The 12,190-nt window shown below is 73.2% G+C and carries 13 protein-coding genes; 4 read left to right on the top strand and 9 right to left on the bottom strand.

What is annotated here, in order from left to right:
* Window positions 1–114 precede the first annotated feature (114 nt).
* On the top strand, window positions 115–801 hold the full coding sequence (locus tag FXF52_RS18685) for a TetR/AcrR family transcriptional regulator (RefSeq protein WP_148798272.1): 687 nt from the start codon (window positions 115–117) through the stop codon (window positions 799–801).
* Window positions 802–859: 58 nt separating this feature from the next.
* On the opposite strand, the gene FXF52_RS18680 is transcribed toward FXF52_RS18685, so the two are convergent.
* From FXF52_RS18680 to FXF52_RS18650, 7 genes are all read right to left on the bottom strand, one after another.
* Complete coding sequence (locus FXF52_RS18680) at window positions 860–2,497, bottom strand: hypothetical protein (RefSeq protein WP_148798270.1); 1,638 nt, start codon at window positions 2,495–2,497, stop codon at window positions 860–862.
* Between the two features lie 58 nt (window positions 2,498–2,555).
* The gene (locus tag FXF52_RS18675; protein WP_148798267.1) at window positions 2,556–3,524 is read right to left on the bottom strand and encodes an NAD(P)/FAD-dependent oxidoreductase; all 969 of its coding nucleotides are present in this window, start codon (window positions 3,522–3,524) and stop codon (window positions 2,556–2,558) included.
* 103 nt (window positions 3,525–3,627) lie between these two features.
* The gene (locus FXF52_RS18670) at window positions 3,628–4,290 is read right to left on the bottom strand and encodes a rhomboid family intramembrane serine protease (protein WP_148798265.1); all 663 of its coding nucleotides are present in this window, start codon (window positions 4,288–4,290) and stop codon (window positions 3,628–3,630) included.
* A 113-nt stretch (window positions 4,291–4,403) separates the two neighbouring features.
* Window positions 4,404–5,078 (bottom strand): lytic transglycosylase domain-containing protein, encoded by a 675-nt coding sequence (locus FXF52_RS18665; RefSeq protein ID WP_148798263.1) that lies wholly within the window; start codon window positions 5,076–5,078, stop codon window positions 4,404–4,406.
* Between the two features lie 284 nt (window positions 5,079–5,362).
* Window positions 5,363–6,775: a PhoH family protein gene (locus FXF52_RS18660; protein WP_148798261.1), complete on the bottom strand. Its 1,413-nt coding sequence runs from the start codon at window positions 6,773–6,775 to the stop codon at window positions 5,363–5,365.
* Between the two features lie 343 nt (window positions 6,776–7,118).
* Window positions 7,119–7,553 (bottom strand): hypothetical protein, encoded by a 435-nt coding sequence (locus FXF52_RS18655; RefSeq protein WP_148798259.1) that lies wholly within the window; start codon window positions 7,551–7,553, stop codon window positions 7,119–7,121.
* Window positions 7,554–7,578: 25 nt separating this feature from the next.
* Window positions 7,579–7,920 (bottom strand): hypothetical protein, encoded by a 342-nt coding sequence (locus tag FXF52_RS18650; protein WP_148798257.1) that lies wholly within the window; start codon window positions 7,918–7,920, stop codon window positions 7,579–7,581.
* Between the two features lie 264 nt (window positions 7,921–8,184).
* On the opposite strand from FXF52_RS18650, the gene FXF52_RS18645 reads away from it, so the two are divergent.
* The 3 genes from FXF52_RS18645 (at window position 8,185) to otsB (ending at window position 10,034) form a co-directional block, all read left to right on the top strand.
* Window positions 8,185–8,625, top strand: a complete 441-nt coding sequence (locus FXF52_RS18645) for an XRE family transcriptional regulator (protein WP_148798255.1) — start codon at window positions 8,185–8,187, stop codon at window positions 8,623–8,625.
* 162 nt (window positions 8,626–8,787) lie between these two features.
* Window positions 8,788–9,141, top strand: a complete 354-nt coding sequence (locus FXF52_RS18640; RefSeq protein WP_148798253.1) for a hypothetical protein — start codon at window positions 8,788–8,790, stop codon at window positions 9,139–9,141.
* A gap of 68 nt (window positions 9,142–9,209) precedes the next feature.
* Window positions 9,210–10,034, top strand: coding sequence for a trehalose-phosphatase (gene otsB, locus FXF52_RS18635; RefSeq protein WP_148798251.1), 825 nt, complete (start codon window positions 9,210–9,212; stop codon window positions 10,032–10,034).
* Window positions 10,035–10,055: 21 nt separating this feature from the next.
* On the opposite strand, the gene FXF52_RS18630 is transcribed toward otsB, so the two are convergent.
* Window positions 10,056–10,826, bottom strand: a complete 771-nt coding sequence (locus FXF52_RS18630) for an isoprenyl transferase (RefSeq protein WP_148798249.1) — start codon at window positions 10,824–10,826, stop codon at window positions 10,056–10,058.
* Window positions 10,827–10,857: 31 nt separating this feature from the next.
* Window positions 10,858–12,045, bottom strand: coding sequence for a geranylgeranyl reductase family protein (locus FXF52_RS18625; RefSeq protein WP_148798360.1), 1,188 nt, complete (start codon window positions 12,043–12,045; stop codon window positions 10,858–10,860).
* Window positions 12,046–12,190: the final 145 nt, after the last annotated feature.

Here is a 12,190-nt window from a genome sequence, read left to right as displayed (position 1 = left end):
TTTCGAGAGCACTGCTCTCGCGAGGTCGCACCCAGCATGACTCCCGCGCCGCCCACTGTCAAGAGCACTGCTCTCTGTTTTGATTGGCGCTCTCATCCATGGCAGAGTGGGTGCATGGTCGCTCACTCGCTCCGCGCCCGGGTACGCGCCGGCATGATCGACGAGATCAAGGCGGTGGCCCGTCGCCACCTCGCCACCGACGGCGCGAACCTCTCGCTGCGCGCGGTCGCCCGCGACATGGGCATGGTCTCCTCGGCCATCTACCGCTACTTCCCCAGCCGGGACGACCTGCTCACCGCGCTGATCCTCGAGGCGTACGACGCGCTCGGCGACGCGGTGGAGGCGGCCGACGCGGCGGTCGACCGGGCCGACCTGCGCGGGCGCTGGCACGCCACCTGCCGGGCCGCCCGATCCTGGGCGCTGGCCCACCCCGCCGAGTACGCGCTGCTCTACGGCAGCCCGGTCCCCGGCTACGCGGCCCCCGATGACACCGTCGCCCCGGCGAGCCGACCCCCGTTGGCCCTGGTCGGCATCCTCCGCGACGGCCTGGCCGACGGCCGGCTCAGCCCGCCCGACGAGGAGCTGCCCGAGCCGGTCCGCGCCGACCTCGCCGAGCTGGCCGCCGGCTTCTCCCCCGGCCTGCCGGAGCCGCTGCTGGCCCGCGGCCTGGCCGGCTGGACGCAGCTCTTCGGGCTGATCAGCTTCGAGCTGTTCGGACGGCTGAACGGGGTCATCCCGCACCGCGACGAGCACTTCGACCACCAGACCGCCCTGATGGCCGACCTCATCGGCCTGCCCTGACCCGACGGGCGTTCGAGGCGGCGGTGGCGGACCTGAGGTGGCGTCGGCGGCCGCACGGCTACCTCGGCGCCGGGGGCCGTACCGGGCGCGCCGGGTGGGGCACCGCCGGTGGGTACGGCGGGTCGGCGAGCGGTTCGAACGACCCGACCAGCCGGGCCGCCCGCCAGCCGAGCAGCAGCCCCGGCACCGCCGCCAGCCCGGCGAGCGCCACGGCGGTCGAGACGTACGCCGGACGGCCGTAGAGCCATCCGGTCAGCGGCAGTCCGGCCAGCACCAGCGTGAGCGCGGCCGCCAGCAGCACCTCGAGGGTCCACCGGCCCGGGGCACGCCACACCCAGTGGGGGATCAGGGCGAGCAACGGCGTGCCGAGCAGCAGGACGACACAGCCGAGGGCCGCCACGAAGGCGAACAGGTCGTCGCTCAGCCAGACCGCGGACAGCGGCAGCACGGTACCTACCGTGAGCGCCCCGAGCAGGGCCGGCAACCAGCCACCGCGCCCGACCAGGCGACCGGCCCGCGCAGCGGCCACGACGAGCACCAGTTCGGCCAGGGCGAACGCCAGCAGCCCGGCCCGGAGCGGGTCGGCGTGGCGGTCCGCGGGCGAACTCGCGCCGAGCGGCGGTGGGCCGCCGCCGTAGGGGCCACCGGTGAACCCGATCCGCCGCCAGTCGCCGTCGGGTCCGCGTACGGCGAAGCCGTCCCGTCCGTTCGCGACCAGCACCACGTGCCGCCCGGCACCGACGTCCAGCACGGTCAGTTCCTGGCCGGCGATCCGCTCCCCGCGCGGTCCGGCGTCCTGGTACCGCCGGCTCAGGATCGCCCGCTGCTCCTCGGTGACCTCCCAGGCCAGCCGCCAGGTCCGGCCGGCGTCGTCGCTCTCCTCCACCCGGATCCGCCCCGCCGCCAGGCGGTAGCAACGCTGCGGCGTAGCGGCCGAGCAGTCCTCCCGCGTCGGCGTGGCGGATGGCGTGGCCGACGGGGGCGCGGCCGGCGACCCGGACGACGGCGGGAACCGCGGATCGAGGCGCTGTTCCTCGGCGGCGGTCGGATCACGCCACGTCTCGCCGCCGTCGTCACTCACCCGCCACGTCGCGCCGAACGAGCTGATGTCCGCACCCCGGCTCTCCCCGATCCCGGCGGCCAGCCGGCCGTCGACCACCGTCGCCCGGGCCGCGTCGAAGTACCAGACCGCGCTGGTGGCCGCCACGGCGAGCGTCGCCGCCGGCAGCAGCACCAGCAGCCGGACCAGTCGGGCCGGCCGACGCCCCACCGGATCGCGCCGGGCGCGGCGCCAGGTCCAGCCGGCCAGGGCCAGGGCCGGCAGGGCCAGCAGGTCGGTGCGGTCGGCCCGGACCAGCGACGGCCCGCTGACCACGCTCCAGGCCGATGACGCGGCTGCCGCGGCGTACCCGCTGGTCTTGACCACGGTGAAGCCGATGCCGACCAGCCCCAGCCCGAGCCCGGCGGCGGCCCTGGCCGGAATGCGGGGCACGGCCAGCGCGACGAGCGCCGCGACCAGCGGCGGTGCGAGCACCAGACCGGCGACGTCGCTGAGCTTGCCGGTGAGCCAGCCGGGCTGGGCGGCCTTGAGCACGTGGTCGTTGAGCACCAGGACGACCAGCGCGAGCACCGTCACCGGATGGCCCAGCCAGGCCAGCGCGACGCGGGCGGCGTCCGGCACGGTCGGGCGTTCCATCCGTCCACCGTGGCGTCGGCCGGTCTCGATCAGGCCACGCTCCGGCGGGGATCGGGACTCAACTGCCGTCGGACGAGTGGCCGGGGAAGAGGTGGGCGGTGGGGTCGATGGCCACCGCGGCGTTGTTCACCGCCGTGGCCGCCTCGCCGAAGCCGGTGGCGATCAGCCGGACCTTGCCCGGATATTCGGTGATGTCGCCGGCCGCGAAGACCCGGGGCAGGTTGGTGGCCATCGCGCTGTTCACCAGGATGTGCCGGCGGTCCAGCTGCAGCCCCCACTCGGCGAGCGGGCCCAGGTCGGCGGTGAAGCCGAGGGCCGCGACCAGGGTGTCCACCGGCAGGGTCTCCGCCGCGCCGCCGCGCACGGTGAAGTCCACGCCGGTGAGCTGCTCCTCGCCATACAACCGGGTCACCTCGGCGTTGACCACGACGCGGACGGGCAGCGACCGCACCCGGGCGACGGTCGACGCGTGGGCGCGGAACTTCTCCCGCCGGTGCACCAGCGTCACCGAGCGGGCGATCGGCTGGAGCGTCACGGCCCAGTCGAAGGCCGAGTCGCCGCCGCCGACGATGACCACGTCCCGGTCGGCCAGCTCGGCCGGCTGCGGTACGAAGTAGACGATCCCGGTGCCCAGGAAGCTGTCGGCCACCGGCAGCGGCCGGGGTGTGAAGCTGCCCAGGCCACCGGTCACCAGCACCGCGCCGCAGTGCAGCTGCTCGCCGCCGGCCAGGCCGAGCACCGGCCGCCCGTCGAGGTACGACAGCTTCTCCGCCCGGGTGCCGAGCAGGTATTCGGGGTGGAACGGCGCGGCCTGGGTGACCAGGTTCGCCACCAGCTCCCGCCCCTTGATGGTGGGGAACCCGGCGACGTCGAGGATGAGCTTCTCCGGGTACATGGCGGTCACCTGCCCGCCCGGCTCGGGCAGCGCGTCGACCACCGCCACGGAGAGTCCGCGGAACCCGGCGTAGTACGCGGCGAAGAGCCCGGCCGGACCGGCGCCGATCACGGCGATATCGACCTCGCGCATGGCGCACCGTCACTTTCCGCTCACGGATCAACGCGTGCTGATCCCGACGGTAGGCGGCCCGGTGCCCGCGGGCAAGCAGGTCACGCCGACGGCCCGCGCCCGGTCAGGGCAGGGTCAGCGTGGGCGACTCGCCGCGCTCCGCCGCCAGCGCCTCACCCCGGCGGCGGCGGAACAGGATCGCCGCCACGACCCCGCCGAGCAGCCCGAACAGGTGCCCCTGCCAGGAGATGTGCTCGTCGGTGGGGAGGATGCCGAGCAACTGCCAGCCGTAGAGCAGGCCGACCAGCAGCACCACGGCGAAGTTCCACCAGCTCCGCTCGACGACGCCGCGGGTCAGCAGGACGCCGAGGTAGCCGAAGATCACCCCGCTGGCGCCGACCACCACCGAGTTCGGCGAGCCGGTGAACCACACCCCCAGGCCGCTGATCAGGATGATCAACAGCGTGGACCAGAGGAACCGGCGGGTGCCGGCGGCCAGCACGAAGGTGCCGAGCAGGATCAGCGGGATGCTGTTGCTGTAGAGGTGGTTGAAGTCGGCGTGCAGGAACGGCGAGAAGAACACGCCGTCGAGCCCCTGGATCCGGTGCGGGATGATCCCGGCGGTGACGTCGAGGTTGCCGTGCAGGCCGACGTCGAGCGCCTCGATGAGGAACAGCACCGGCACCACCGCGCACATGGCGACGAAGGCCCGGCCCAGTGAGGCGTAGAACGCCTCGGTGCCGAACCGTCGGGGATCGCCGCTCGTCGAGCCATCGCGCCAGGTCACGTACCAACAGCTATCAGCAATCCCGGCCGGCCGCCACCCGGGCCCGGCATGCCGTGACATGACGACGGCGGGGTGCGCGGATCCCCGCCCACCCCGCCGTCGTCACCGTCCGATCAGTACCAGCCCGTGCTCTGCGAGTGCTGCCACGCGCCGCAGGGGTTGTCGTACCGGCCCTCGATGTAGCCGAGGCCCCACTTGATCTGGGTGGCCGGGTTGGTCTTCCAGTCGGCCGCGACCGAGCCCATCTTGCTGCCGGGCAGGGCCTGCGGGATCCCGTACGCGCCGGACCCCTCGTTGTAGGCCTTGTGGTTCCAGCCGCTCTCCTTGGTCCAGAGCTTGTCCAGACACGGGAACTGGTCGATGCCGAAGCCTTCCTTCAGCATGAGCGCGCAGCCGATGGCCCGGTTGCCGCTGTATTCCTCGCAGGAGGCCGGGATCGGCCCGTCGTACGGCTTCGCCGCGGCCGCCTCCGCGCGTGCCTTCTTCCGCGACGCGGCGGCCGCCTCGGCCTCCCGGGCCCGCTCGGCGGCCTCCTTGGCCGCCGCCGCCGCCCGCAGCTTCGCCTGGTACTCGGCGGCCCGCTGCCGGGCCGACTCCACGCGGTGGTCCGCCTGCCGCTCGCGCTGGTACGCGTATTCTGCCTGGTCGACCTCCAGGCCGGCCTGCGCGGTCAGGCCCTGTTGCTGGGTCTGTCGGTCTTCGCCCAGATAGAAGCCGCCGGCAACGCCCACGGAGAGCAGCGCGACAGCGGCCGTACGGGCACCGAACCGGCTCCACAGCCGACTCACGAAGTGTCCCTTCGTCGGGGGCAAGGACTCGACGCGACGCGTGGCCGTCGGTGGGCCGCGCCGGCGTCGCGAGCGCCCCGACCCCGCGGTCGCAGCCGACGCACCGGCGTTCGTGGCTCTCGCCGTCCGTGGCGAACGATGCTCGACGATCTTCCTGGTGCGTGGGCGCTCGATGGACACCATTGCGCACAGTGAGGCTGATGGGAAACGAAGAGGGCCAATTGTGATCTGCACCACAAAATGAAGGCCCTCAAACAAGGACAAAGGTGCCCGGCGGGTCGGCCTCAGAGGGGGATGTCCTCCAACAGATCCGTGACCATCGCGGCGATCGGAGAACGCTCCGAACGGCTGAGGGTGACGTGCGCGAAGAGGGGATGGCCCTTCAACGCCTCGATCACTGCGGTCACGCCGTCGTGCCGTCCCACCCGGAGGTTGTCCCGCTGGGCCACGTCGTGGGTGAGCACCACCCGCGACCCCTGGCCGATCCGGGACAGCACGGTGAGCAGCACGCCCCGCTCCAGCGACTGCGCCTCGTCGACGATGACGAAGGCGTCGTGCAGGCTGCGACCGCGGATGTGGGTCAGCGGCAGCACCTCCAGCAGCCCCCGCGAGGTGACCTCCTCGAGCACGTTCTCGTGCACCACCGCGCCGAGCGTGTCGAAGACCGCCTGCGCCCAGGGCGACATCTTCTCCGACTCCGAGCCGGGCAGGTAGCCGAGTTCCTGGCCGCCGACCGCGTAAAGCGGGCGGAAGACGATCACCTTCTTGTGCCGGCGGCGCTCCATCACCGCCTCCAGGCCGGCGCAGAGCGCCAGCGCGGACTTGCCGGTGCCGGCCCGGCCGCCCAGCGAGACGATGCCGATCGACTCGTCCAGCAGCAGGTCGAGCGCGATCCGCTGCTCCGCCGAGCGGCCGTGCACGCCGAACGCCTCCCGGTCGCCGCGGACCAGCCGTACGGTCTTGTCGGGCAGCACCCGGCCGAGCGCCGAGCCGCGCGTCGAGTGCAGCACCAGCCCGGTGTGGCAGGGCAGGTCACCGGCCGCGTCGACGTCCAGCGTCTCCCCCGCGTACAGCCGGGCGATCTCCTCCTCGGCCAACTCCAGCTCGGCCATGCCGGTCCAGGTCGGGTCGCTGGCCTGGCCGTGCCGGTACTCGTCGGCCCGCAGGCCGACCGACGCCGCCTTCACCCGTAGCGGCATGTCCTTGCTGACCAGGGTGATCTCCCGCCCCTCGGCGGCGAGGTTGAGCGCCACGGAGAGGATCCGCGCGTCGTTCGACTCGTTCCGGAAGCCCGGCGGCAGCACCCCGTCGTCGGTGTGGTTCAGCTCCACTCGGAGGGTGCCGCCCTCCTCGTTGGCGGGCACCGGCCGGTCCAGCCGGCCGTGCTTCACCCGCAGCTCGTCCAGCATGCGCAGCGACCGGCGGGCGAACCAGCCCAGCTCGGGATGGTGTCGCTTGCCCTCCAGTTCGGAGATGACCACCAGCGGCAGCACCACCTCGTGCTCGGCGAAGCGGTGGAACGCCGCGGGATCGGAGAGGAGGACCGAGGTGTCCAGGACGAAGGCCTGGCCGGCTGGTCGAGGCTCCTCGGTGCCGGCCGGCGCGGCCGCCGCCCGGCGGCTGCGGGTGGTCCGGCGGGTCGCGGCAGTCGCGGCCGGGGTCTGGTCGGCACCGGCGGGGGTACGGCGAGTCGTCACAGGCCTGCTCCGCGGATGGGCACCCGGCCACCCGTGTTCCGCCTCGTCCGGTGCCCGGTGGACACGGGGTCGGATGCGGGCCCCGTGCGCGAGGTCGCAGATCCGGGCTCTCCGGCTGGCTCGGGAAAACCCCGTGCCATGCCTAGACGCTAGTGGCACCAGGGCCCGTCGGCTAGTGGTCGGTGTGGATCTCACCTGACCGGGAGATGAACGGCGCGCGGCGGAACCGGCCGGGATGCATGCCCCCTGCGCGCATCCCGGCCGGCGGAGCCACCGTCACCGGTCTGACGTGGCCCCGACGGTGCGCGCCCGCCGCGGACGACACACCGTGCTCTGGTGGGCCTCAGCCCTGCCGCCGGACCAGGGTCCCGGTCTGCCGGCGGCCGGCGACGGCGGCACTGAACGAGGACCCGGTGTACGTGGTGCCCTGCCGGGTGGCGAGCCCGCCGAGCTGAGCGGGCGCGGTGGCCCGCAGGGCCGGGTTGGCAGTCGTCCGCGCGGTGACGGCGGCGGGGACGGCCGTCCCGGCGAACGGGACCGCGGCGCGGGTGGCCGTGGTGGTCACCGACACCGGCGCCGGACCGGCCAGCGCCGAGGTGATCGCTGCCTGCGCGTCGCGGCGCCGCCGGTGCCACGCCCCCCGGTCGCCGTCGAAGTAGCCCTGGCGGTAGCCGAACCGGTAGCCGATCCGGTAGCTGAGCTGGCCGTGCAGCCGACCCGCCGCGTAGCAGGTCGAGCCGAGCACGAGGACGAGCACGACGGCGAGGAACGGGCTCATCCGGTCACTCCCGCCGGCCGCCGGGTCATCGCTCCTCCGGCTCGACCTCGGGGTCGACGACCAGCAGCCGCTCCAGGTCGGCGGTGCTGACCTCCTCGACCAGCTCGACGCTGATCCGGCAGCCGTCCAGGATCACCTCGGCCACCGAGGAGCGCCGGATCTCGCCGCCGGCGTCGTAGACCCGGACGCTCAGCTCCGGACAGCCGAGGTGGGTTCGCCAGGCGTTCCACTCGGCCCGGTCACCGACACTGAGGGAGAGGTACCGGCAGCCGCGGGCGAGGTAGAGGCGCCAGGGGGCGCTCAGCCCGGCGGCCACGCCGTCCGCGATCAGACCGAAGGCCTGGGCACGGGTCGCAAGCTCGGTCACGAGACCCCCTCGTCACCCGCGGAGTGACGCATGTGAGCACTGATCGTCTCATGCACGTGACACACCGTAAGTTGTCTCATGAGCGTGACAGTATCAGCTTTTCGTCTGTTTACCGCCGTCCTGGTGTCCTCCTATTCTGCCCGGGTGACACCCCTCAGGATCAGCACTGGATCGTTTACCGGAAATCCGAGTACGCCGTCACGTCAGCGTGACAGCAGCGCGCCGGGACGCGCCGCCGAGACCGACGGGTCGTACCGTCACGGAGTGACCGAGACCGCCAACGCACGGAAGATCGCCTTCGCCACCTTCGTCCGCCGCGCCCTCGACGAGGCGCGGGCCATGCGGGCCTGGAGCGGCACCGAGGTGTCCCGGCGCACCGGCGTCTCCCGGCAGACCATCAACCGGTGGGTACGCGGGGACTGGGCCAGCGACCCCGAGGCGGAACGGGTGGTCGCCTTCTGCGAGGGGCTGGGCCTCAACCCCGCCGCCGCCTTCACCGCCCTCGGCTGGGACCGCGCCACCAGCCCGCGTACCCCCGCGACGCCGCCGCCGATGGACCCCGACGTCGAGGCGCTGCTGCGCCGACTGGTCGACCCCAACGTCTCGGACACGGAGAAATTCCACATTCGGGAAACCATTCGTTACCTCGCTTATCGGCCGACCCTCCCGGTCAATGTTCGAAACAGCGGTAAACAGGCCGGCTAGTTCCTCAGATGGCGAAAGAACGGCAGGTCAGACCCGATCGTTTCGCTCCGGGGGCGTAACGGGCACGCTAGCGTCCCTATTCGTACTGCTTGGGCTCGTCGTCGGCGGGGGGACGGGACAAGGCCGAACCCAGCCCTGCGGGACAGAAGGAGGGGTCTGTCCATGACCCTGAAATGGTTGGCAGTCGTGGTCGCGGTGGTGTCGGTGACATCGTGCGTGACCGGCAACGTGGTGGTCGGCGTACTGAACGGCGGGCAGCTTCCCCTGGTCGTCAATCTTTTCGCGCTCACCACGGCCGGCACCGCGGTGGTCCTCGCCGTCCTCGCCGAGCTGCACGACCGGCTCAACGACCGGGTCAGCGCACTCACCGAGTTCCTGGTGGCGCGGCTCAACGAGATCGAGGCGCACACCGGCGACCGCAACAGCGGGTTCGTGGAGGGCTACCTGCTGAGCCACGGCCCGGAGGCGACCGTGGTGCCGTTCGGGCCCCGGGGACGGGGAGCCGCCGAACGCTGAATCCGCGTCGCCCGAGCGTCACATCTCGGCCACGAATACGCCGCCGTGGCCGGGGTACGCTGTCGCGCGTGCCGCCGTTGAATCTGGGCAACCAATCGCCGAAGACGCCGCTGGACGCCGAGCACGCCTGGCGGGCCACCGCCACCCGGGCCGCCGACGTGGTGTTCTTCTTCGACTTCGACGGCACCCTGGCACCGGTCGACGACGACCCCACCGCGGTCCGGCCCGCGCCGAAGGTGCTCGCCGCGCTGGAGGCGCTCGCCCCGCACGTACGCCGGATCGCCATCGTCTCCGCGCGCCCGGTGGAGTTCCTCCGCGACCAGCTCGGCGGCCTCGCCGGCATCGACCTGTACGGGCTCTACGGCCTGGAGCACAGCCACTCCGGCGGAGAGACCGTGACCGAGCCGGCGGCCCTGCCCTGGGTGCCCACCATGGCGGAGCTGGCCGAGCAGGCCCGCGCCGAGCTGCCGCCCGGCGCCCTGGTGGAGTTCAAGCGGCTCTCCGTCGCTCTGCACTGGCGCACCGCCCCCCAGCTCGGCGACCTGGTCCAGGAGTGGGGCCGGGCGCGGGCCGAGCGACTGGGCCTGCGCTGCCAGGCCGGACGCATGGTGCTGGAGCTGAAGCCGCCGGTCGACCGGGACAAGGGCATGGTCATCGGCGAGGTGGTCCAGGACGCCGGGGGCGCCTGGTACTTCGGTGACGACGTCTCGGACATCAAGGCGTTCGCCGCCCTGCGCGCCCGGGCCGCCGCCGACCCGGACTTCATCGGCGTCTGCGTCGCCGTCGCCAACCCGGAGACCGGGCACGAGGTCGCCGACGCCGCCGACCTCACCCTCGAGTCGCCCGCCGCCCTCGCCGACTTCCTCACCGGGGCCCTGTCCCGGCTGCGCTGACCGCTTTGCGCCGGGGACTGGTCAGACCCCGTAGCGCCGCTGGCGGGTGGCGTACGAGCGCAGGGCGCGGAGGAAGTCGACCCGGCGGAAGTCGGGCCAGTTGAGCTCGCAGAAGTAGAACTCCGAGTGGGCCGACTGCCAGAGCATGAAACCGGAGAGCCGCTGCTCGCCGCTGGTCCGGATGATCAGATCCGGGTCCGGGAGGCCCTTGGTGTAGAGGTGCTCGGAGATCAGGTCGACGTCGATCGAGCCGGCCAGCTCCTCGATGGTCCCGCCGTTGGCCGCGTGCTCCAGCAGCAGCGAGCGGACCGCGTCGGCGATCTCGCGCCGCCCGCCGTACCCGACGGCGATGTTGACCTGCGCCCCGCCGCTGCGCTCCCGGGTGCGCTCCGCGGCCGCCTTGAGCGCGGCGGCGTGGTGCGCGGGCAGCACGTCGAGGGCGCCGACCATGCGCAGCCGCCAGGGGTTGCCCTCCTCGGCCAGCTCGGTGGTGAGGTCCTCGATGATCTGGAGCAGCGGGTCCAGCTCGGCGGCCGGCCGGGAGAGGTTGTCGGTGGAGAGCAGCCAGAGCGTCACGTGCCCGACGCCGGCCGCGTCGCACCAGCGCAGCAGCTCCTTGATCCGCTCCGCGCCCATCCGGTGGCCGTCGTTCGGATCGACGAAGCCCATCTCCCGGGCCCATCTGCGGTTGCCGTCGCACATCACGCCGACGTGCCGGGGCACCGGCTTGCCCGCGAGCTTCGCCGTCAGCCGGCGCTCGTACACGGAGTAGAGGAGTTTCCGCAGAGTCATCACCTTGCAGGGTAGCGACCCAGGTTGAAGATCAGTGTCGCGGTGGCTGATCTCGCTGGGTGAGACCGATGCCGATCATGGCCAGGGTACGGGCGTCGAGACGTCCGTCACCCAGTCCCAGCTCCACCACGGTCCGGTAGACCCGACCGTCCCGCCGGGCCGCGCGGACCGCCGCGTCCACCACCTGACGCCGTCGGGCCAGCCAGGCGGCCGCCGAGCTGTGCCGCAAATGCGTGCCGAGCCGGCGGCGGAGGGTGTCGGCGTACCGGCGGGCCGCCTGCGCCGGGCTGCCGGCCGCCGCCACGCCGGCCAGCGCGCCGGAGCGCAGCGCGTAGAAGATGCCCTCGCCGGTGAACGGATTGATCAGCGACAGCGCGTCGCCAGCCAGCACCACCCGGCCCCGCCCGGGCACCGGCCGGTGCGTGGAGAGCGGCAGGTGGTGGGCCCGCAACTCGGTGACCCTGGCCGGATCGGTGCCGGGCAGCAGGGCGGCCAGCCGGTCCAGCAGGTGCGCGCGGGTCAGTGGCTCGCCGCGCAGTACCTCCCCGTACCCGACGTTCGCCCGGCCGTCCCCGATCGGAAAGGACCACGCGTACGCCGGCCAGCGCGGGGCCGAGGTGATGATGAGCTGCTCGGGCGGGCCGGGCAGCGCCGGGGCGTAGCCACGGATGGCCAGCGCGAGGTGACGGTCCGGGTTCACCGGATGGCCGAGGGCCCGACGGAGCACGGAGCCCGCACCGTCCGCCCCCACCACGGCCCGGCCGGTCAGCTCGCCGTCGAGCACCACCCGGTCGTCGCGCAGGTCGACCCGGCGTACGGTGTGCCGGCGCAGCTCCGCACCGGCGGTGACCGCCGCGGCCACCAGCCGGGCGTCGAACACCGCCCGGGGCACCGTGTACGCGGGCCGGGGCAGCGCCCGGGCCACCGTGCCACCGCCGGGGCCGACGAGCCGCAGCGCGGGCAGCGGGGCGTACCCGTCGACCGCCCCGGTTACCCCCAGCTCGGCGAGGACGTCCAGCGCGTGCGCCGCGATGCCGTCGCCACACGCCTTGTCACGGGGAAAGTCGTACCGGTCCAGCAGCAGCACCCGCGCCCCGGCCCGCCGCGCGGCGAGCGCGGCGGCCGACCCCGCCGGCCCCGCCCCCACCACGATCACGTCCCACTCCGCGCCCACCCGCTCATCCTGCCCCGCCCCTGGACGATCGCACCCGGTGCTCATGAAGTTGGAGGCGATGTCGATGTCTTCCACCGCCGTCAACCTCATGATCACCGCAGCGCGGAGGGCGGTCGGCGCTTGGACGGGGGACGGCCGCCGGACCTTGATGGTCTCGGCGGCCGTCCTTGTGGCATCCGGTGTTGCCCTA

It is taken from the genome of Micromonospora sp. MP36 (assembly GCF_008119785.1).
Taxonomy (GTDB): domain Bacteria; phylum Actinomycetota; class Actinomycetes; order Mycobacteriales; family Micromonosporaceae; genus Micromonospora.
The sequence above is the reverse complement of the archived record's forward strand: the minus strand, read 5'-3'. Positions and strand labels throughout refer to the sequence as shown.